The following is a 19,376-nucleotide window of genomic DNA, read 5'->3' as shown; positions in this document are numbered from 1 at the left end:
TACTTAATCTTAAACATCTTCAAATCTTACTTTAATCGAATTTGCATGCGCCGTCAACTGCTCACACTCTGCAAACTGCACAATGTCACGGTAGACATCTTCCAGCGCCTCTCTGGAATAAGAAATGATGCTGGATTTCTTGATAAAATCATCAACACTGAGGGCAGAGAAGAATTTGGCGGTTCCATTGGTAGGAAGTACATGGTTTGGACCTGCAAAGTAGTCGCCAAGCGGTTCACTGCTGTATTCGCCAAGGAAGATAGCACCTGCATTTTTTACCCTTGTCATGGTATCAAACGGATTCTTGGTCACGATCTCCAAATGCTCGGATGCGATCTCATTTACCGTATCAATGGCAGTCTCCATATCCGGTGCGATCAGGATATAACCGTAGTTTTCCAAAGATTTTTCAATGATCGCCTTGCGGGATAATCTTGCCACAAAATAATCGATCTCCTTGGAAACCTGATCTGCCAGAGCACGGCTGGTCGTGATCAGGATAGCAGATGCCATTTCATCATGTTCTGCCTGTGACAAAAGGTCTGCCGCTACATATTCTGGATTTGCAGTCTCATCGGCTAAAACCAGGATTTCACTCGGACCGGCGATAGAGTCGATGCTGACATGACCGAACACTGCCTTTTTTGCCAATGCCACATAAATATTGCCGGGACCAACGATCTTGTCTACTTTCGGAATGGATTCCGTACCAAAAGCAAGGGCTGCGATCGCCTGGGCGCCACCAACTTTATAAATAGTATCAACACCGGCTTCTTTGGCAGCCACTAAGGTAGAGGCAGCAATCTTGCCATCAGCCCCAGGTGGTGTTGTCATATAAATATGAGGAACGCCCGCTACTTTTGCCGGAACGACATTCATCAGAACGGAAGACGGATAAACAGCCTTTCCGCCAGGAACATAAACGCCCACCTTATCCAAAGGAGTGACTTTCTGACCTAAGATCGTGCCGTTTTCGCCACTGGTGAACCAGGAGTTCTGCAACTGCTTGCTGTGAAAAGCGCGAATATTGACCAAAGACTTGCGGATCACATCCAAAAGTTCTGGTGCAACTGTCGCATATGCCTCATTGATCTCCTCATCGGTCACAACGATATTGTCTGCATTGATCTCGGCACGGTCAAACTGCTTGGTGTAGGAAAAAACCGCCGCATCGCGATTCTTTCGCACTTCCTCGATGATGGCAGCCACGCGTGCTTCGTATTCGCCATAACTGTTGGGACTTCTCTTTAAGAGAGATTCCAAAATATTGCTTGTTGTTTCTTTATTTAAGTCTAAGATCCTCATATCCCATACCTACCCTTCGATTGATAATGCCTGTTTTAACTCACCGATCAATTTGGTGATGCGTTCATATTCCATTTTCATGCTGACCTGGTTGACGACCATCCGCGCGGACAAAGGACAAACTTCCTCTAAGACTTCCAGTCCGTTTTCCCGCAGGGTCGAGCCAGTTTCTACGATATCTACGATCACTTCGGACAGTCCCACGATCGGTGCCAGTTCGATCGAACCGTTTAACTTGATGATCTCAACCGTCTGATGTTTTTCGTTATAAAAATAATTCTTAGCGATCCTCGGATATTTGGTAGCAACGCGGATCAATTCCTGGTGCTGCAGGAGTTCCTTGGATTCCTTTGGTCCGCAGACGCACATGCGGCATTTACCAAAGCCAAGATCTAAAACCTCATAAATATTTCGGGCTTCCTCTAAGATCGTATCCTCTCCAACAATACCGATGTCAGCCGCGCCGTATTCGACATAGGTCGGCACATCCGGTCCTTTTGCCAGGAAAAAGCGGAGTTTTAAATCTTCATTGACAAAGATGAGTTTTCTGGTGCCCGGATCTTTCATCTCCTCACAGGTAATGCCGATCTTTTCAAAAGTGGCAAGCGTCTGCTTTGCCAAACGTCCCTTTCCCAGGGCAAAAGTCAGATATCTTTGTTCTTCCATCTTATTCGTCCTCCAATACAATGATCTTTTGTCCCTGATACCGCTGGCGGTAATCCGCTATGCTGTGGCTGTCCAGATTCATCAGATGCAGGCGGACAATCTTGCCTGCATTTCGCAGTTCCTCTGCAGTCGTGGCAGCGATCTTTCTCTGCTGCGGTGTGTATAGGATGATCTCTGCTTCCTGTCCTGCCGAAATGGCGATCTTTTGCCGCTCCAATGCCAGTAAAAGTTGGTCTACCATAAGGGCAAAGCCGATCGCCGGAGCCTCTTTTCCAAAGTAGGACAAAAGCCCGTCATAGCGTCCACCCTTTACGATCGGTTCGCCGCTTCCGAAGGTATAGCCGCTAAATAGGATACCGGTATAATAACTGTAAGAACTGATCAATCCCAGTTCAAAGGAAACATATTTTGTCACATCATACACTTCAAGAAGTTCATAAAGTTCCTGAAGATAAGAAAGGGCATCCGCTACACCCGGGAAACGAAGGGCGATTTCATTCATCCCTGCCCATTCTTTTGGACTGGCATACATCTTTCCCAACATGGAAAAGAGGCTGCGCAGATCATCTGTTACCTGATGACGCTCCAAGAATTCATCCACGCCGAAGAAGTTTTTATTTAAGATCAGGTCGCGTAAGGTTTCTTCTGCCTCTGCATCAAAATCTGCTGCTTTCATGAGTTGACGGAAAAGATCTGCATGACCGATACTGATCTGGAACTGTTCTAAGCCGGCAGCCTTTAAGTTATTGACGACAAGGGCTATGATCTCGCCGTCAGCATCGACTGAATTTTCTCCGATGAACTCGACACCCAACTGGGTGCTTTCCTTGAGCCTGCCCTGATAACTGTTGTTATTGATAAAGACATTACCCTCATAGCAAAGGCGCACCGGCTCGGTCTCGATCGGAAAATACTTGGATGCTGCCCTTGCGATGGACGGGGTCATATCCGGACGCAGGACCAAGGTATTGCCCTCACGATCAAAAAATTTATAGAGATCTTTTGACGGCGTAGTACCCACTTCTTGTCCGAAGATATCAAAGAACTCAAAAGTCGGTGTCTCAATGAAACGATAGCCGTAAGATTGTATGACCTGTCGCATCCGGTCTAAGATATAATGCTTTTTCTCACATTCATCATTATAAATATCGCGAACACCTTCCGGGGTATGTAATCTCTTATTTTGCATAGTTTATGGCTCCTTTAAACTTTATCATGGTGCAGTGGTAAACAACTAAACTATCCATATTATAGGAAAAGACAGAACAACTGTCAAGCATCTCGCATAGATAAATCTTTTTGCAAAGGATCCAGATAAGGAACAAAGATACCGGGCTTTGCATGAAAGAAGAAATCGGGATCCAGTTCTTCGTAGCGGAAACTCTTGCGACCACCCTCCTGCCCGCGCTTCCAATAGCGCATGACTTCTTCTAAGCGCAGATAATAAAATTCGTCGCGCTGGGTAAAGTAGAGCAGAAAAAAAGCCATGCCCTGCTGCTTTTCAAAAGTCTGCATAAAGTTGATCTGGTGGTCATGGATGTTCTGCAAGGGAAAAAGGTCGCTGTGACATTCCTTGGCGTCAAAGCAGACAGGAATCCCCTGTACTACCCCGATATAATCGACGGTACTTTTTTTGTCAAAATATGCCAAAGTAATGTGTCTGGTATCCTTATCAATGTTGATCGGCGTGATGGGTGTCGGTACTTTTTGAATCAGACAAAGATTACTATTCTCGTAAATATCATTTGTGCGGTTGATCAAGTCCTCAAAGGTCGATCCACGCAATCCTCTGGAATGCCATGTTGCCATAATTATCCTCTCATGATCTGTGAAAAAATTTCCGGTTCGTCTGCAATAAAGGTACGTCCATCCGGCAAGGTGATGGAATAAGCATGGAGCAGTTGGGATCTGACAGAAAAGTCCTGACGGAGTTTTTTGTTCCAGACCATATCTCCATACTTTGGATCTCCGGCGATCGGGTGTCCGATAGATGCCAGGTGTGCCCGGATCTGGTGACTGCGCCCTGTAATCAGATGCACTTCCAAAAGCGTGGCATCCGGTCCTACGACAAGCGGACGATAGGCTGTCTCGATCGGCTTGGCATCTTGTGTTTCATCGGAAAATATCTGCACCTGATTGGATCGTTCGTCTTTTAGCAGATAGCCTTTTAAATGCATCTCTTCTTCTACTTTGCCGCGAACGATACAATGGTAGATCTTTTTGGCACTGCGATCCCGCAGAATATCCGATAAGAACTGCTGCCCTGCTAAGGTCTTTCCGGCAAGCACGATCCCGGAGGTGTTGCGGTCCAGCCGGTTGGCAACCGACGGGTGAAAGACGGCATAAGTCTCCTCTGATAAGAGCCCTTCATGGATCAGATAAGAAAGGATGCTCTCGTTTAAAGAAATATCCGACTCGCTTGCCTTCTGTGACAGCATTCCACTCGGCTTATTGACGATCAGCATAAGGTCATCCTCATAGACCACTTGAAGCTCATGAGGTACTTGAAGTAGTTTCTGATATTCTGAAGAAACCGCCTCCTGCCCCCGCATCTTGGAAAAGGTCTCATCGGAGAAAAACACCTGGATCATATCGCCTGCCTGTAAGATCTCGGATCCGTCCGCCTTTTTCTTGTTGAGGGTAATGTTCTTTTTGCGCAGCATCTTATATAAAAATCCGCCACTGGCAGCCTTAAAGTATTTCTTTAAGAACTTATCAAAACGTTGTTTTTCCTGACCGGAAGTAATCTGAATTTCTGTCATAAGACCTATCGTTTTCCTTTCCTGTTTGCGCGTGGTCGCTGCGTGGCTTTTTTACTATGCTGCCGCTTATCTTTGGATTGATATTTACTATCCTGCTTTTTCTTACGGCTCTGCCCTTGCCTTTCTTCCGCTAATTTGCGCGGGCGGATCAGACAGTGCTTATCAAAACCGATCAGATCTTCCCGATGTTCTTTCTTAAGTGCTTCATAGACCAGATCATAATTCTTTGGATTTCGGTACTGGATGAGGGCACGCTGCATGGCTTTTTCATGCGGATTGTGCGCCACATAGACCGGTTCCATGGTCGCCGGATCCAGCCCCGTATAGTACATACAGGTCGATATGGTCGACGGTGTCGGGTAAAAATCCTGTACCTGTTCCGGCATATAACCAAGATCCCGCAGATATTCTGCCAAAGCAATGGCATCCTTTAAGGTAGATCCCGGATGCGACGACATCAGATATGGCACCAGGTATTGCTTCTTTCCGATCTTTTCATTGATCTTGCGGTATTTATCCTTAAAGCGATCATAGACGGCTACCGGCGGCTTTCCCATATATTTTAAGACATTGTCACTGATATGCTCCGGTGCCACTTTTAACTGGCCGCTGACATGATATTGGCACAATTCCCGGAAAAAGGAATCATCCGGATCTTCCAGCAAATAATCAAAACGGATACCGGATCGCACAAAGACCTTTTTTACGCCCGGCAAAGCACGCAGTTTGCGGAGCAGTTTTAAATAATCCTTGTGGTCGACCGTCAGGTTTTTGCAAGGCTTTGGAAAAAGACACTGGCGGTTCATGCAGACACCCTTGGTCAGTTGCTTTTGGCAGGATGGGTGCCGGAAATTGGCGGTCGGGCCTCCAACATCATGAATATAGCCCTTGAAATCCTTATCCTTTATCATACACTCTGCCTCTGCAAGAATGGAAGCATGACTGCGCGTTTGCACAATGCGTCCCTGATGGAAAGTCAGGGCACAGAAATTACAGCCGCCAAAACAGCCGCGGTTACTGATCAGGCTGAACTTGACCTCGGAAATAGCCGGGATCCCGCCATCTTTTTCATAGATCGGGTGATAGGTGCGCATATAAGGCAAGGCATAAACATCATCCATTTCCTGCATGGAAAGCGGCTTTTGCGGTGGATTTTGCACCACATAGACACCGTGCGGATAGGCTTCTGCCATCTTTTTGGCACTAAAGGCATCTGTATTCTGATACTGGGTATAAAAACTCTTGGCATATGCCTCTTTATTGGTCGAAATCTCCTCATAAGACGGCAAAAGGATGGCATCTTCGATAAAGGAAGGGTCTTGTGTCCGAAAGACTGTCCCGCGGATATAGGTGATATCCTTAACGTCGATGCCGGCGGCAAGTGCCTCTGCGATCTCAATGATCGAACGCTCGCCCATACCATAGGAGATCAAGTCTGCACCGGAATCCATCAGAATGGACCGTTTGACCTTATTTGACCAGTAGTCATAATGTGCCAGACGGCGCAGACTGCCTTCGATCCCACCTATGATGATCGGTGTGCGCTTGTAAGTCCGGCGGATCAGGTTGCAATATACGATGGATGCATAATCCGGACGTTTTCCCATGACACCGCCCGGAGAAAAGGCATCAGTCTGTCGTCTCTTTTTGGATACCGAATAATGGTTGACCATAGAGTCCATATTGCCACCGGAAACCAAAAAGCCAAGACGCGGTTCTCCCAGAACAGAAATAGACGCATCGTCTTTCCAGTCCGGCTGGGCAATGATCCCCACGCTATAGCCATAGGATTCCAAGAGACGTGTGATAATGGCATGCCCAAAGGAAGGATGATCCACATAGGCATCCCCACATACATAGACAAAATCCAACCGGTCTATGCCGCGTCTTTTCATATCTTCTTTTGAAATCGGTAAAAAATCATGTATTGCTTCCATACTAACGTCCTGTTCTAGTCGATCTGCCTGTAATCTGTAATGTAATAGTCTGCCAGGGTCTTCTTCTCTGCCGTGATGTCCTTGGAATAGTCATCATAGACCGCGCAGATCTTCATCCCGGCATTTTTTGCCGCCATGATGCCCGGACAGATGTCTTCAAATACCAGACAGTCATTGGGCTGCACGCCTAAATGCTCTGCCACTTTTAAATAGATATCCGGTGCCGGTTTTCCGCGTTCTACTTCATTTCCGGTCAAAAAATAATCAATATAGTCCTGCATTCCCAGTGCATCTGCGACTGCCTGTAACAATTCCTTGGAATTGCTGGTCGCAATGCCTGTGGCGATGCCGTCCCTGCGCAGTCTTTGTAAAAATGCCTCTGCCCCAGGCTTCCAAGTCACATGATTGGCATAGGCATCCATTGCCATGGCATTCCACTCTGCCATCATGGTATCAATATCATCTGTGATGCCAAACTGTTTTTGAAAAAAGCAGGCGGTCTCCCGCATACTCATCCCCTCAATATCCTTTTGTAGGCTTTTAGGCATTTGCAGATGCCGCTTTCCCAGATAATCCAGATCGATCTGCCTCCAGACCCACATGGAGTCGACCAGTGTGCCGTCCAGATCAAAGAGTACTGCCTTTATATTCTCTAACATAATTCATTTCCTTTTCTGTCAATGTGCGATAAGCACCCTTGTCCAAAGTATCTTCTAAACTAAACTCGCCCATAGATAAACGTTTCAAATAAAGGACTTCCTTGCCGCATGCGTGCACCATGCGTTTCACTTGATGATACATCCCCTCCGAGATCGTGATATAGACGTGTGTCGGATCATTTTGGTCTATGACAAGTTCTGCCGGCTTGGTTGGTCTTTTTTCGCCGATATCGATCCCCTCCGCAAAAAGCCGGATATCTGCTGGATCTGCCGGCGCATCTAAATAGGCAAGATAAGTCTTTTTTACGTGTTTTTTGGGACTGAGCAAAGCGTGGGATAAGGCACCGTCATTAGTGATCAGTAAAAGCCCTTCCGTATCCAGATCCAGTCGTCCTACCGTAAAAAGATCTTGCTTTGCATTCATGGGTACATAGTTAAAAACCGTCGGATGCAGGGCATCCCTGGCGGCGCAGACACAGCCTGCCGGTTTGTGGAAGGCATAATAGACAAAAGTCTCATATTCCACTTTCTTTCCCTGATATAAGACCTGATCTGCAGTTTCATCGATCTGTAATTTACCGTCATTGACGACATTTCCATTGACGCGGACCGCGCCCTTTTTTAGTATTTTCTTGATCTCAGACCGGGAAGCAATCCCTGCATTGCTCAAAAATTTATCTAATCGCATCATATTTTCTGTATCACTTTCATAGATTAACTATATGAAGTTTGGACTTGTTTTCGTAATCATTGCCATCCTGATCGCCCTGTGTCAGCCCCAGATCACCTTTTCCGGAGCCGTTAGCGGTCTCAATATCTGGTTTTTTCAGTTGTTGCCGACCCTACTTCCCTTTATGATCCTATCCAATATCCTCTTGTCGGATCCTGTGCAGGAATATATCTTTGCCCGGATGTCACCCCTGCGTGCGAAAAAAATCCGCATCCTTTTTGCTGTCTTAGCGGGACTGACCTTTGGACTACCGATCGGTGCAAAAATGGCAAAAGACCTCTATCAAAAAAATCTCATCGATGCCAGGGAAGGACAGATCCTTTTAAACCACTGTAATCTGATCGGACCGTCCTTCGTCGGCTCTTATGTCCTGACGAAAAAACTGGACCTTCCCGACCTCTTTGGCATCAGCCTTTTGCTCTTATACCTGCCCCATATCCTTTGTCTTGTATGTTTTTTCTCTAAAAAAGAGGCAACTACAGAACAAAAAATACATATCACATCCTATGGCAAAACGACAAGAAAAGCGACACCAAGACTTCGAAACTGCTTTCAAATCTTAAATGTCGCTATCATGAATGGATTTGAAACCATAACCATTCTTGGCGGTTATCTGATCCTTTTTGGTATCTTTTGTGCCTTTGTTAAAGAAATCCAATTTCTGCCGACCGGGCTTCGGGCATGCATACTTGCTTTTTTGGAGATCACAATCGGAATACATGAGATATCCATACTAGAAATATCCGGTATGGTCAAATACCTGTGTGCCATCCCCTTGCTTTCCTTTGGCGGCTTATGTACGGCTATGCAGACCTGGTCCGTTTGCATGGGCGCCCCCTTTTCTATGAGAAATTATATCAAAGAACGCCTGCTCTTTGCCCTCATAAGTGGTCTGCTCACCATCTTGTATTTTTTTATTCTTTATTGAAGAAGGATTCCGGGATGTCGAGTGCCGGTACATTGTCCTCAGAAGCCGTCTCCTCTGCCTTTGGTTCTGGTGTCTGCGGCTGGTCTGCCGGTGCTTCCGGCTCTTTTACTTCCTGCGGTGCCAGTTCCTGACGGTTGGCAACAACGATATCCAGATAGCCCTGCATAGTCTGCATGAAGGTCTCTGTTCTTGCCTGTGTTGTCTCCATGGAATTGGAGATCACGCTCTCGATGGTATTTAACATATCATCGGTATAGGCAATGGCTCCCATACGGATGCTGTTGGCATCCTCTGTTGCCTTGTCCAGCATATCCTGCGCATTCTTGGTCGCCAGCATAATGATCTCATTGGCTTTGGCATATGCCTGTTGCATGATCTGATGCTCGCTGACCAGTTCGTTGGTCTGAATCTGTGCCTGTGCGATGATGGCATCTGCCTTGTTCTGTGCATCTGCCAAAATGGCTTCCTTATTGCTGATGATCTTCTGGTAACGCTTGATCTCTTCCGGCGTCTTGGTGCGCAGTTCTTCCAAAAGACTCTCTAACTCGTCTCTGTTGACGATGATCTTGGATGGAGAAAATGCAGATGGCTTGCATCCGTCTACATATTCTTCAATTTCTTCGATGATTTCTTCAATACCACTTGACATAATAGAATCTCCTTTTATGAATTATACTTTGCCTGAATCAGCGGAATGATCTCCGCAGGTACAAATCTACTAATATCTCCACCATAAGAAGCAAATTCTCTTACAATGGTCGAACTCAGATAAGAATAGTGCAATCCGGTCGTCAAAAAGATTGTCTCAAGTTCAGGATACTCGACTTTGTTGGTCTGTGCAATCTGAATTTCATATTCAAAGTCGGTCACGGCACGCAGTCCACGGATGATGACTGCAGCCTCTTTTTTCTTGGCATAGTCGACCAGAAGTCCGTCAAAAGAATCCACGGTCACATTTGGATACTGCCTAACCAGATCTTCGATCATGGCAACCCTTTCTTCGACAGTAAACAATGCATTTTTGGCACTGTTGTTGAGAACACCGATGATCACTTCGTCAAAGATCTTTGCAGACCGCTCAATGATGTCTAAATGTCCGAAAGTGACCGGATCAAAACTTCCCGGATAAATTGCTCTTTTCATTTGTCTCTACTCATCCTTTGCTAAAAAGACATGCTTGTTTGTCTTGTAATCCTTTTCGTTTAAGATCTGATAGCCCAGATCCGTGACAAAGGTAAAATCCGTGTGCAGATCTGCTTCTACGATCACATATCCATCCTCTGCCAGGAGATCACATTGTGCAATCGTCTCTAATACGTCATGCTCATATCCACCATGATAAGGCGGGTCTATAAAAATAATATCAAACTGCATCCGCCCCTCTAAATTGCGGAGTTCATAAATCACATCCCCCGGCAATACAAAGGCTTCATCATCAAAACGTGTATGCGTGATATTGTGATGGATGCAGTCTAAGGCTAATTTGTTGTTCTCAATAAAATAAGCACATGCCGCGCCCCGGCTGAGCGCCTCGATCCCCATCTGACCGCTTCCTGCAAAAACGTCCAGAAACTGTGCATCACACAGGTCATTCTGGATCATATTAAAAAGGGTCTCTTTGATGCGGTCCTGGGTTGGTCTGGTATGCATGCCTGATACCGTATGTAACTGCAAACGTTTTCTCGTACCGGAAATCACTCTCATCTTAGCAATTTAACTCCTTGATACATGTAAGTAATAATTGCAGGACCATTTCTGTCGCCTGCCTGCGCACGCATTGCCTGCCACCGGAAAAATGACATTCTTTGACAAGTGTTTTCTTGCTGCCGGCACACGCAATATATACCAGTCCGACCGGCTTGTCCTCAGTCCCACCATCCGGTCCTGCGATGCCTGTGGTGGCAAGTCCGTAAGTGGCTCCAGCCCGTTTTCGCACGCCCTCTGCCATCTGCTCTGCAGTCTGCCTGCTGACGGCGCCGTAGGCTTCTAAAGTCGTATGTAAGACACCGAGATTTTTCTCTTTTGCCTCATTGGAATAAGTGACATAGCCTTCTTTAAAACAGGCGGAAACGCCCGGATAATCGACCAGACTGGCACTGACCATTCCGCCGGTGCAGGACTCTGCAACTGCAACTGTTGCCTGTGCTTTTTCTAATTCTTTTACGATTTTTTCTATGATATCCTGCATTAGTTCTGCTCTTTTAATACGTCTTTATTCTTTACGATATAATCGATCAAAGATACGATGGTAAGCACAAGTGCTACATAGATAAGGATCGTACCTAAAACCGTAAAGAAAGGCATCTGGATATTGGCAATCAAAACAATGATCATAAGCATCTGGAATACGGTCTTGAACTTGCCCCAATAACTTGCGGCAATAACGATACCGTTATCGGATGCGATCAGACGGAAGCCACTGATGATAAACTCACGGCTGATAATAACGATCACGATCCAGGCAGCCAGTTGTCCTGTTGCGATCAGGCAGATCATAGCCGCACTGACTAATAATTTATCTGCAAGCGGATCCATAAATTTGCCGAAATTTGTCACTAAATTGTATTTTCTTGCGATCTTGCCATCCAACATATCCGTCAGACTTGCAATGATAAAGATCGCATCTGCAATATAGCGATAGGTCTGGTTGGACGGATCCAAGAGCAAAAATACAACAAAAAACGGAATTAAAATTACTCTGAAAATGGTTAATTTATTTGGTAAATTCATGCTAATTCTCCTATCAAATCATATTCATACGAACCTGTCACATGAACCGATACGATATCACCTGTCATGAGTTCTCTGGTCGTCTGAATAAAAACATAACCGTCTACATCCGGTGCATCCCGGTAGGTTCTGGCAACATAGACATTCTCGTCTGCAACCTTGCCTTCCACAAAGGCATCTAAGGTCATGCCGATATAGGTCTCATTGCAGGCAGCCGAGATATCCTGCTGTAATTCCATGATCTCTGCCACACGCACCTGCTTGATCTCCTCCGGTACCTGATCCGGGAAAGTATCTGCCGGTGTGCCTTCCTGTCTGGAATAAGCAAAGCAGCCCAGACGGTCAAACTTCATATCACTGACAAACGTTTTGAGTTCCTCATGTGCCTGTTCGGTCTCACCAGGAAATCCACAGATCAAAGTCGTGCGGATACAGATGTCCGGCATAGCCTGACGCAGTGCGCCAACGATCCGGCGCAGGTCAGCCTGCGAAGTCTTTCGTCCCATGCGTTTTAAGACTTCATCATTGGCATGCTGGATGGGAATATCAATATAGTGGCATACTTTTGGGTTGTCTGCCATCATCCTGATCAATTCGTCTGTGATCTCCTCCGGATAGCAATATTGTAAACGGATCCAGCGGATCCCCTCGATCTCGCTTAACTTTTTTAATAAGGTCGGCAGTGTTTTTTTGCCATAAAGATCCACGCCATAAAGCGTTGTCTCCTGGGCAACTAAGATCAGTTCCTTGACACCGTCTGCCGCAAGTGATGCAGCCTCCGCCAGAATATCTTCCATCGGTACGGAACGATAATTGCCACGGATAGATGGGATCACGCAATAGGTACAGTGCTTGTCACAGCCCTCGGCGATCTTTAGGTGGGCAAAATGTCCGCCGGTCGTAAGTGTCCTGCCGGCATAGTTTTTTGGCAAGCCGTTCAAAGGCTTTTTGACACTGGTCTTATGACCTTCCATGACCTCATGTATGACAGATACGATCTCATCATAAGCATTAGTGCCGATCACGGCATCCACTTCCGGGATCTGCTCTGCGATCTCTTTAGCGTAACGCTCTGCCAGACAGCCGGTCACGATCAAAGCTTTGAGATTTGCGGTTTCTTTGAGACTGCCCATGTCGATCAGGGTCTGGATACTTTCTTCCATGGCATCACTGATAAAACAACAGGAATTGACAACGATGACATCTGCCTCATTCTCATCATTGGTAATGATAATGCCATCTTTTGTGATCATAGAAAGCATATGCTCGGTATCGACCAGGTTCTTATCACAGCCAAGCGATATAAAAAGAAGTTTCATTATGCTTCCTCTTCCTGCTCCTCATCATCCTCAGAGATGATCTGTAATTCTCCGCGATAGAGTTCATCTACTGCGATAGAAAGTGGCTTTTCTCCCTTAGATACACGGATCAGCGGCTCTTGTCCGTCGATGATCTGTCTTGCTCTTTTTGCGGTAGCGCAAACGATGCTGTAACGGCTGTTTACTACCGGTTCTTCACCGATCTCGTCGCTGTTCTTGTTTACTACTTTCATTAATTCTACATATGATGGATGTAACATGTTTCCTATCTCCCTTCAAACTTCTTTAAATCTTTTTGGATCATGTCTATTGTATCTTCATTTCTCGCTGTCTTAAAATGCTCGCAAGAAATAATAGCATGCACTTGTTCTACACTATTTTCGATCTGATCGTTGATGACCAGATAATCATAGCCATTCATGTATTGTGACTCCTTGGAAGAGATCGCCAAACGCTGTGCGATCACATCCGGTGTCTCGGTTCCTCTGCCGACCAGACGCTCCTTTAAGGCATCTGCAGATGGCGGCATCACAAAGAGAAGCAGGGCTTCCGGGTATAATTTTTTGACCTGAAGCGCTCCCTGAATCTCAATCTCTAAGATGACATCCTTGCCCTCGTTTACCAACTGCTCCACATAAGAACGCGGTGTTCCATAAGAATTGCCATTGAAGATGGCGTATTCCAGTAACTGATTATCTGCGATCATCTGATCGAATTCTTCCCTGGTCTTAAAGAAATATTCCCTGCCATCTTCTTCGCCCTGACGCTTTTGTCTGGTCGTTGCAGAAATAGACAGGTGATACTGACCGGGATGTGCTTTTAACAGGTTCTTCATGATCGTGCCTTTACCGGCGCCTGAAAAACCAGATAAAACAATGATCATTCCCTTCCTTGTCATAAAACATCAGCCTCCTTCTTTTTTGTTGCTGCTTCTTTGGATCTTGTCGCGATCGTGTCCGGCAAAAGCGCGGAAAGCACGATGTGTTGGTCTGTAATGATGATTCCTCTGGTGCGGCGTCCCTGCGTCGCATCAATGATATTGCCTTCCTCCTTGGCACGTTGCACCAGGCGTTTGGCAGGCGCGGAATCCGGTGTCACGATAGATACCACTTTATCTGTATTGATGATATTGCCAAATCCGATATTGATAAATGCCATATTCTTGTCTGTCCTATTCTAAATTCTGGATCTGTTCTCTTACTTTTTCGATTAGGGTCTTGAGAGAAATCCCAATGCCTGCGATCTCTACGTCTGTAGACTTGGACAGGATCGTATTGGCTTCGCGGTTCATCTCCTGGGCGATAAAGTCCAGTTTACGACCGACTTCGCCACCATCTGCTAACATGTGCTTGGTTTCTTCCACATGGCTGCGCAAACGTACCATTTCTTCGTCGATACAAACCTTATCTGCATACAAGACAACTTCGGATGCGATCCGGGTCTCGTCTATGGCATGATCTCCTAAGAGATCTGTGATCTTGGTCTGTAAACGCTCCCGGTATTCCTCGATGATCTGCGGGGAACGTTCTTCTAAGGTCGTCACATAAGACGACATCTCATCCATTTTGGCAAGCATATCCTGACGCAGGCGCATGCCCTCCTGGGAACGGTTCTCAACGAACTGGTCTGTTGCAGTGGTCAGTGCATCCATAAGGAATAAGTGAAGCATCTCATCATCATCCTCTGCATCCGTCATCTCCAAGACATCCGGGAAACGCGCCAGCGAAGTCGCTGTGACATCAAAAGGAATACCGTAATCCTGCGACATCTTGCGGATGTTTTCCATATACATATCGGCGATATGTGTGTTGTAATGCAGGATATCGGATGCTTCTTTGGTCTCTTCCAAGGTGATATAAACATCAACCTTGCCGCGCACAATACGGGATTTGATAAAATTGCGTATCTCCACTTCAAAAGCGTTTAATTTTCTAGGGAGTTTCACATTCAAGTCCAGGTAACGATGATTTACGGATTTGATCTCCACAACTATTTTTCTTGTTTCATCACCGGCTTCGCCTCTCCCGAAACCTGTCATGCTCTTTATCATGCCATCGGCACCTCCCATTTGCATAAATACCTATGCATAGATGTCTATATTATATTAAATCCATGGCAAAAGGTCAAATTATTTGTATTTGTTTTTTCAATATAAACATTTATAATAAATAGAAAAAGATAAGAAGAAAAAGGAGATCATCTCATGGCATTTGACGGGATCACGACAAATTGCATTATGCAGGAATTAAATCATCTACTGGCAGGACAGCGTATTAGCAAGATCGCCCAGCCGGAGCGCGAGGAACTGCTTTTTACCTTTAAAGCATTAAATGAAGGCAGCAACCGCCTTCTGATCTCTGCCAATGCTTCCCTGCCCTTTTTATATATGACAAAAGAAAACAAGACCAGCCCTTTGAATGCGCCTAATTTTTGTATGCTCCTTCGCAAATATATCGGAAACGGACGCATCAGTGCGATCAGCCAGCCTTCTATGGAACGTGTGCTTTGCTTTACCATCGAGCATTTGGATGAAATGGGCGATCCTGCGGTAAAATATCTCTATGTGGAGATCATGGGCAAGCACAGCAATATTATTTTTTGTGATAAAGATGGGCAGATCATCGACAGCGTCAAGCATGTATCCGGGCAGATGAGTTCCATCCGTGAAGTCCTTCCGGGACGACCTTATTTTATCCCGGCACAGCAGGATCGCTTCGATCCTTGGCAGATTGCAAAAGAACAATTCGTCGAGCAGATCTTAAAGAAACCTTGCTCTGTGGCAAAGGCGATCTATACGTCCTTAGTCGGTTTTTCACCGATCATAGCAACCGAACTTGCCTATCGCAGCGGCTTGGATGCCGATGATTCTACCGCCGCACTGACGCAGGCAGATGTAGAGCGCTTGTATGATGTCTTTCGTTCTTTATTACAGGATCTGTCCGATGGGAATTTTTCTTATGGTATTTACTACGATCCCGTCACCGGCGCGCCAAAAGAATTTGCCCCGATCCCACTGACTATCTATTCCGACATGGAATATAAGACATTTTCTTCTATATCCGAGGTCTTGGAAGCCTTTTATGCGCAGCGCAACAAGCACACTGTGATCCATCAGAAGTCCACAGACCTACGCAAGATCGTCAGCATTCATTTAGAGCGTGACCGCAAGAAATATCTTTTGCAGAAAAAGCAGTTGGCTGATACAGAGAAGAAGGATAAATACCGTATTTACGGAGAAATGCTCCACACCTACGGCTATGCCGCAAGCCCCGGTGATAAATCCATCGAGGTCACAAATTATTATACCAACGAGCCTTTCGTCATCCCTTTGGATCCGACACTGGATGCCATGGAAAATGCCAAGAAATATTTTGATAAATATGCCAAGTTAAAAAGAACCGGAAATGCCCTCTCCTCTTATATTCTAGAAACTGAAAACGAGATCAAACATTTAGAGTCAATCGAGACTTCCCTTTCCATTGCTGAAACAGAGGGCGATCTTGCCGCCATCAAGGAAGAATTGCAGGAATACGGTTTTATCAAAAAACACAGTGGAAAGAAAACGAACCGGATTTCCAAAAGTCAGCCCCTTCACTTTGTGGATGACAACGGTTTTCATATCTATGTCGGGAAGAACAATTATCAGAACGATCAGTTGACTTTTAAATTTGCGACCGGCAATGATTGGTGGTTCCATGCCAAGCAGATGACAGGCTCGCATGTGATCGTCAAATCCGAAAACAAAGAATTGCCGGATTCCACTTATGAGTACGCCGCCGCGCTTGCAGCCTACTACTCCAGTGGCAGGGATAACGAAAAAGTGGAGATCGATTATCTGCAAAAGAAAAACGTCAAAAAGCCAAACGGCAGCGCGCCGGGATTTGTTGTCTATTACACCAATTATTCCCTAGTGGCAACGCCATCTCTGGCGCACGTCACTTTGGTCAGTGATAAATAAGACTTTTGTTTTTTCTAGTAAATTGTGCTAGGATGATATGATTTTTTGATCATATACTATGATTGTAACCATAGTCCTGCAACAAGGAGCACAAATGAAAAGAAAGCCCGAGACCAAACGACTGGATCCTGCGGCAAAAGAGGCTTTGCAACAGTTCAAATGCGAATTATCCCAAGAACTCGGCACGGTTCTTCATTCGAAAACCAAGGTACAACGTGCAAAAGACTCACAATCCATCGGCTCTTATATGGTGCAGCAGATGATCCGGTCCCAGAAAAACAAAATAGACCCCTAAGAAAAAACTACCTGTGAAAAATCACAGGTAGTTTTTTATAAGATCATATTGTTATCACTTGCAAAAGAGGACAGATTTTTTCGGATGGCAGGATAATTTTCCAGACTTTCATCTTCCTTCAAAAAATCTGCCACATCCTGGGATGCCTTTTGCAGCAAGTCTGCATCTCCTATGATGTCCGCCAGTCGAAAACCAAGTTCGCCACTCTGGCGGATGCCAAAAAAGTCTCCCGGTCCGCGCAGACGCAGGTCTTCCTGGGCGATAAAAAATCCATCGTTGGACTTGTGCATGACTTCCAGACGATCGGTCTTTTTCTTTCCCTTGGACTTGTCCATTAGTATGCAATAGGACTGCCATTTTCCACGTCCGACACGACCGCGCAACTGATGCAGTTGTGCCAGTCCGAATCGATTGGCATCTTCGATCATGATCAGAGTCGCATTCGGGACATTGACCCCGACTTCAACAACGGTCGTAGATACAAGGATCTGCGTCTTTCCCTCGGCGAATGCCTGCATGATCGCATTTTTCTCCTTGGGCGGCATTTTTCCGTGTAAGGCTGCGATGGAAACCTGTGCGCCAAAGATCGGACGGATCCGCTCCACATAGTCGGTCACATTTTCCGCCTCCGTCTGCTCGCTTGCTTCCACCAGGGGACAGATAATATACGCCTGATGCCCGCCTGCCAGTTCCCGCCCGATCATTTCATAGGCTTTTTGCCGCAGATCTTCTTTGATAACACAGGTCTTGATCGGAATACGGTCTGCAGGCAATTCATGGATGGCAGATATCTGCATATTCCCATATAAGATCATGGCAAGGGTTCGCGGGATCGGTGTCGCACTCATGACAAGCATATGGGGTGTCATACCCTTCTTTGAAAGGCTCTCCCTTTGCTTGACACCGAAACGATGCTGTTCATCCGTTACCACCAATGCCAGATTCAGATAATCGACCTTTTCCTGAATCAAGGCGTGCGTGCCTACCACAAAGATCTGTGGTCTGGTCGCTATGATCTCATATGCCTTTTTCTTCTGGGATGCCGTCATGGAACCAGTCAGGCAGACAACCTGATAAGGCAGCCCATAATCTGCGCACATCTCCCGGAAACCAGCCGCATGCTGCATAGCAAGTACCTCTGTCGGTGCCATGATGGCAGCCTGATAGCCGCTGGCAACCACATCCAGCATGGCAAGAAAGGCAACAATCGTCTTACCGGAACCGACATCCCCCTGTATCAGACGCTGGGACACATAAGGGCCCTGCAAGTCGCTGCGGATCTGTGATAGTGTATCCATCTGCCCTTTGGTAAGGGTGTAAGGTAACTTTTGGATGGTCTCATCCGTCAGTGCGGTCTCTGTAAAATGCCAGGGATTTTCAATGCCTGTCGTCCCTGCTTCTAAGATCCTGCTATGTAAGATAAAGTAGAAGAACTCCTGATATACGAGCCGTCGACGCCCTTCTGCCAATGCCTCAAAATGCATAGGAAAATGGACTTGGCGTATCGCCTGCATATAGGAAGGAAAGCCCTCTCTTTGTTCTACAAAATCCGGCAGGTTTTCCTCAGAATAATCCGCCAGACTATCGCATGCCGCCAGGGTAAGTTTGCGCACCATCTGTTGTGTCATACCCTTGGTAAGGCTATAGATCGGCTGTAAGCTGTCCCGAAGCGTAAGATATTTTTCCGGTGTAAATATAGCCGGTTGTTCCATCTTGTAGCCCTGTTTTTCTTTCAAAAGCCGCCCATAAAAAATATAGGGCTGTCCCACCTGCAACTGTTTGGCAATGTAAGGCATATGAAACCAGACACATTCTACGACCTGATTCTTACAAAAGAGGCTTGCCAAAGTAATATCCATGCGTTTTCCCCTACGAAAGATGGCTGGGGTACGAAGGGAACCGCAGACAGCCACGATCTGCCCTATATTTTCCTCATCTGGGTCTTCCGGCTGCGGATATTCCTGATAAGTTCTGGGAAAATGAAGGAGTATATCCCCAAGGGTATATACTCCTATCTTTTGAAATAATTGTTCAGTTTTTTCTCCCACGCCCTTGATCTCGCGTAATGAAGAATGTAAATCCATAAT

22 protein-coding genes are annotated in these 19,376 nt (G+C 46.0%); 3 read left to right on the top strand and 19 right to left on the bottom strand.

The window, feature by feature from the left end:
- Window positions 1-9: 9 nt before the first annotated feature.
- From hisD to DW183_RS06610, 8 genes are all read right to left on the bottom strand, one after another.
- Window positions 10-1,305, bottom strand: a complete 1,296-nt coding sequence (hisD, locus tag DW183_RS06645) for a histidinol dehydrogenase (protein WP_118281193.1) — start codon at window positions 1,303-1,305, stop codon at window positions 10-12.
- A 9-nt stretch (window positions 1,306-1,314) separates the two neighbouring features.
- Entirely contained in the window at window positions 1,315-1,971 is a 657-nt protein-coding gene (hisG, locus tag DW183_RS06640; RefSeq protein ID WP_118281192.1) for an ATP phosphoribosyltransferase, read from the bottom strand.
- 1 nt (window position 1,972) lies between these two features.
- A complete protein-coding gene (gene hisZ / locus DW183_RS06635) occupies window positions 1,973-3,160 on the bottom strand; it encodes an ATP phosphoribosyltransferase regulatory subunit (RefSeq protein ID WP_118281191.1) in 1,188 nt (395 codons plus the stop codon).
- A gap of 83 nt (window positions 3,161-3,243) precedes the next feature.
- Window positions 3,244-3,780 carry a Holliday junction resolvase RecU gene (locus tag DW183_RS06630; protein ID WP_118281190.1) on the bottom strand — a complete coding sequence of 179 codons (537 nt, stop codon included), beginning with the start codon at window positions 3,778-3,780 and terminating at the stop codon, window positions 3,244-3,246.
- A 2-nt stretch (window positions 3,781-3,782) separates the two neighbouring features.
- Entirely contained in the window at window positions 3,783-4,733 is a 951-nt protein-coding gene (locus tag DW183_RS06625; RefSeq protein ID WP_118281189.1) for an RluA family pseudouridine synthase, read from the bottom strand.
- Between the two features lie 5 nt (window positions 4,734-4,738).
- Entirely contained in the window at window positions 4,739-6,670 is a 1,932-nt protein-coding gene (locus DW183_RS06620) for a YgiQ family radical SAM protein (RefSeq protein WP_118281188.1), read from the bottom strand.
- Between the two features lie 14 nt (window positions 6,671-6,684).
- Window positions 6,685-7,329, bottom strand: a complete 645-nt coding sequence (locus DW183_RS06615) for an HAD family hydrolase (RefSeq protein ID WP_118281187.1) — start codon at window positions 7,327-7,329, stop codon at window positions 6,685-6,687.
- Window positions 7,298-8,020 carry a pseudouridine synthase gene (locus tag DW183_RS06610; RefSeq protein WP_118281186.1) on the bottom strand — a complete coding sequence of 241 codons (723 nt, stop codon included), beginning with the start codon at window positions 8,018-8,020 and terminating at the stop codon, window positions 7,298-7,300. The genes DW183_RS06615 and DW183_RS06610 overlap by 32 nt, the downstream gene beginning before the upstream one ends.
- Window positions 8,021-8,051: 31 nt before the next feature.
- Between DW183_RS06610 and DW183_RS06605 the strand changes: the two genes are divergently transcribed.
- The gene (locus DW183_RS06605) at window positions 8,052-8,987 is read left to right on the top strand and encodes a hypothetical protein (protein WP_118281185.1); all 936 of its coding nucleotides are present in this window, start codon (window positions 8,052-8,054) and stop codon (window positions 8,985-8,987) included.
- Here DW183_RS06605 and DW183_RS06600 read toward each other — a convergent pair.
- The 10 genes from DW183_RS06600 to DW183_RS06555 are packed head-to-tail and all read right to left on the bottom strand — an operon-like array spanning window position 8,974 to window position 15,086.
- Window positions 8,974-9,636 (bottom strand): ATPase, encoded by a 663-nt coding sequence (locus tag DW183_RS06600; RefSeq protein ID WP_118281184.1) that lies wholly within the window; start codon window positions 9,634-9,636, stop codon window positions 8,974-8,976. The genes DW183_RS06605 and DW183_RS06600 overlap by 14 nt on opposite strands.
- Before the next feature lie 14 nt (window positions 9,637-9,650).
- On the bottom strand, window positions 9,651-10,130 hold the full coding sequence (gene coaD / locus DW183_RS06595) for a pantetheine-phosphate adenylyltransferase (protein WP_118281183.1): 480 nt from the start codon (window positions 10,128-10,130) through the stop codon (window positions 9,651-9,653).
- A 6-nt stretch (window positions 10,131-10,136) separates the two neighbouring features.
- Window positions 10,137-10,691, bottom strand: coding sequence for a 16S rRNA (guanine(966)-N(2))-methyltransferase RsmD (gene rsmD / locus DW183_RS06590; RefSeq protein WP_118281182.1), 555 nt, complete (start codon window positions 10,689-10,691; stop codon window positions 10,137-10,139).
- 1 nt (window position 10,692) lies between these two features.
- On the bottom strand, window positions 10,693-11,175 hold the full coding sequence (locus DW183_RS06585; protein ID WP_118281181.1) for a CinA family protein: 483 nt from the start codon (window positions 11,173-11,175) through the stop codon (window positions 10,693-10,695).
- Window positions 11,175-11,717, bottom strand: coding sequence for a CDP-diacylglycerol--glycerol-3-phosphate 3-phosphatidyltransferase (gene pgsA, locus DW183_RS06580; RefSeq protein WP_118281180.1), 543 nt, complete (start codon window positions 11,715-11,717; stop codon window positions 11,175-11,177). Before pgsA ends, DW183_RS06585 begins: the two co-directional genes overlap by 1 nt.
- Window positions 11,714-13,036, bottom strand: a complete 1,323-nt coding sequence (rimO, locus tag DW183_RS06575; RefSeq protein WP_118281179.1) for a 30S ribosomal protein S12 methylthiotransferase RimO — start codon at window positions 13,034-13,036, stop codon at window positions 11,714-11,716. The genes pgsA and rimO overlap by 4 nt, the downstream gene beginning before the upstream one ends.
- Window positions 13,036-13,296 carry a DNA-directed RNA polymerase subunit omega gene (gene rpoZ, locus DW183_RS06570; RefSeq protein WP_118281178.1) on the bottom strand — a complete coding sequence of 87 codons (261 nt, stop codon included), beginning with the start codon at window positions 13,294-13,296 and terminating at the stop codon, window positions 13,036-13,038. The genes rimO and rpoZ overlap by 1 nt, the downstream gene beginning before the upstream one ends.
- Before the next feature lie 5 nt (window positions 13,297-13,301).
- Window positions 13,302-13,934 carry a guanylate kinase gene (gene gmk / locus DW183_RS06565; protein ID WP_118281177.1) on the bottom strand — a complete coding sequence of 211 codons (633 nt, stop codon included), beginning with the start codon at window positions 13,932-13,934 and terminating at the stop codon, window positions 13,302-13,304.
- Entirely contained in the window at window positions 13,931-14,194 is a 264-nt protein-coding gene (locus DW183_RS06560; RefSeq protein WP_118281176.1) for a DUF370 domain-containing protein, read from the bottom strand. The genes gmk and DW183_RS06560 overlap by 4 nt, the downstream gene beginning before the upstream one ends.
- Before the next feature lie 13 nt (window positions 14,195-14,207).
- On the bottom strand, window positions 14,208-15,086 hold the full coding sequence (locus tag DW183_RS06555; RefSeq protein ID WP_118281175.1) for a YicC/YloC family endoribonuclease: 879 nt from the start codon (window positions 15,084-15,086) through the stop codon (window positions 14,208-14,210).
- 153 nt (window positions 15,087-15,239) lie between these two features.
- Here DW183_RS06555 and DW183_RS06550 point away from each other — a divergent pair, with 153 nt between their 5' ends.
- Window positions 15,240-16,994: an Rqc2 family fibronectin-binding protein gene (locus DW183_RS06550; protein WP_118281174.1), complete on the top strand. Its 1,755-nt coding sequence runs from the start codon at window positions 15,240-15,242 to the stop codon at window positions 16,992-16,994.
- 94 nt (window positions 16,995-17,088) lie between these two features.
- On the top strand, window positions 17,089-17,289 hold the full coding sequence (locus tag DW183_RS06545) for a small, acid-soluble spore protein, alpha/beta type (protein WP_158573031.1): 201 nt from the start codon (window positions 17,089-17,091) through the stop codon (window positions 17,287-17,289).
- A 35-nt stretch (window positions 17,290-17,324) separates the two neighbouring features.
- Here the strand turns inward: DW183_RS06545 and recG are convergent, their stop codons facing one another.
- A complete protein-coding gene (gene recG, locus DW183_RS06540) occupies window positions 17,325-19,373 on the bottom strand; it encodes an ATP-dependent DNA helicase RecG (RefSeq protein WP_118281172.1) in 2,049 nt (682 codons plus the stop codon).
- Between the last annotated feature and the right edge of the window lie 3 nt (window positions 19,374-19,376).

Source organism: Roseburia sp. AM16-25, assembly GCF_003473825.1.
Taxonomy (GTDB): domain Bacteria; phylum Bacillota; class Clostridia; order Lachnospirales; family Lachnospiraceae; genus Pararoseburia; species Pararoseburia lenta.
This window is presented reverse-complemented; position numbering and strand designations above follow the sequence as displayed.

Excerpts from the sequence above, each read along its gene's own strand:
- hisD (WP_118281193.1), bottom strand. The coding sequence starts at position 1,305 with ATGAGGATCTTAGACTTAAATAAAGAAACAACAAGCAATATTTTGGAA.
- hisG (WP_118281192.1), bottom strand. The coding sequence starts at position 1,971 with ATGGAAGAACAAAGATATCTGACTTTTGCCCTGGGAAAGGGACGTTTG.
- hisZ (WP_118281191.1), bottom strand. The coding sequence starts at position 3,160 with ATGCAAAATAAGAGATTACATACCCCGGAAGGTGTTCGCGATATTTAT.
- DW183_RS06630 (WP_118281190.1), bottom strand. The coding sequence starts at position 3,780 with ATGGCAACATGGCATTCCAGAGGATTGCGTGGATCGACCTTTGAGGAC.
- DW183_RS06625 (WP_118281189.1), bottom strand. The coding sequence starts at position 4,733 with ATGACAGAAATTCAGATTACTTCCGGTCAGGAAAAACAACGTTTTGAT.
- DW183_RS06620 (WP_118281188.1), bottom strand. The coding sequence starts at position 6,670 with ATGGAAGCAATACATGATTTTTTACCGATTTCAAAAGAAGATATGAAA.
- DW183_RS06615 (WP_118281187.1), bottom strand. The coding sequence starts at position 7,329 with ATGTTAGAGAATATAAAGGCAGTACTCTTTGATCTGGACGGCACACTG.
- DW183_RS06610 (WP_118281186.1), bottom strand. The coding sequence starts at position 8,020 with ATGATGCGATTAGATAAATTTTTGAGCAATGCAGGGATTGCTTCCCGG.
- DW183_RS06605 (WP_118281185.1), top strand. The coding sequence starts at position 8,052 with ATGAAGTTTGGACTTGTTTTCGTAATCATTGCCATCCTGATCGCCCTG.
- DW183_RS06600 (WP_118281184.1), bottom strand. The coding sequence starts at position 9,636 with ATGTCAAGTGGTATTGAAGAAATCATCGAAGAAATTGAAGAATATGTA.
- coaD (WP_118281183.1), bottom strand. The coding sequence starts at position 10,130 with ATGAAAAGAGCAATTTATCCGGGAAGTTTTGATCCGGTCACTTTCGGA.
- rsmD (WP_118281182.1), bottom strand. The coding sequence starts at position 10,691 with ATGAGAGTGATTTCCGGTACGAGAAAACGTTTGCAGTTACATACGGTA.
- DW183_RS06585 (WP_118281181.1), bottom strand. The coding sequence starts at position 11,175 with ATGCAGGATATCATAGAAAAAATCGTAAAAGAATTAGAAAAAGCACAG.
- pgsA (WP_118281180.1), bottom strand. The coding sequence starts at position 11,717 with ATGAATTTACCAAATAAATTAACCATTTTCAGAGTAATTTTAATTCCG.
- rimO (WP_118281179.1), bottom strand. The coding sequence starts at position 13,036 with ATGAAACTTCTTTTTATATCGCTTGGCTGTGATAAGAACCTGGTCGAT.
- rpoZ (WP_118281178.1), bottom strand. The coding sequence starts at position 13,296 with ATGTTACATCCATCATATGTAGAATTAATGAAAGTAGTAAACAAGAAC.
- gmk (WP_118281177.1), bottom strand. The coding sequence starts at position 13,934 with ATGACAAGGAAGGGAATGATCATTGTTTTATCTGGTTTTTCAGGCGCC.
- DW183_RS06560 (WP_118281176.1), bottom strand. The coding sequence starts at position 14,194 with ATGGCATTTATCAATATCGGATTTGGCAATATCATCAATACAGATAAA.
- DW183_RS06555 (WP_118281175.1), bottom strand. The coding sequence starts at position 15,086 with ATGATAAAGAGCATGACAGGTTTCGGGAGAGGCGAAGCCGGTGATGAA.
- DW183_RS06550 (WP_118281174.1), top strand. The coding sequence starts at position 15,240 with ATGGCATTTGACGGGATCACGACAAATTGCATTATGCAGGAATTAAAT.
- DW183_RS06545 (WP_158573031.1), top strand. The coding sequence starts at position 17,089 with ATGAAAAGAAAGCCCGAGACCAAACGACTGGATCCTGCGGCAAAAGAG.
- recG (WP_118281172.1), bottom strand. The coding sequence starts at position 19,373 with ATGGATTTACATTCTTCATTACGCGAGATCAAGGGCGTGGGAGAAAAA.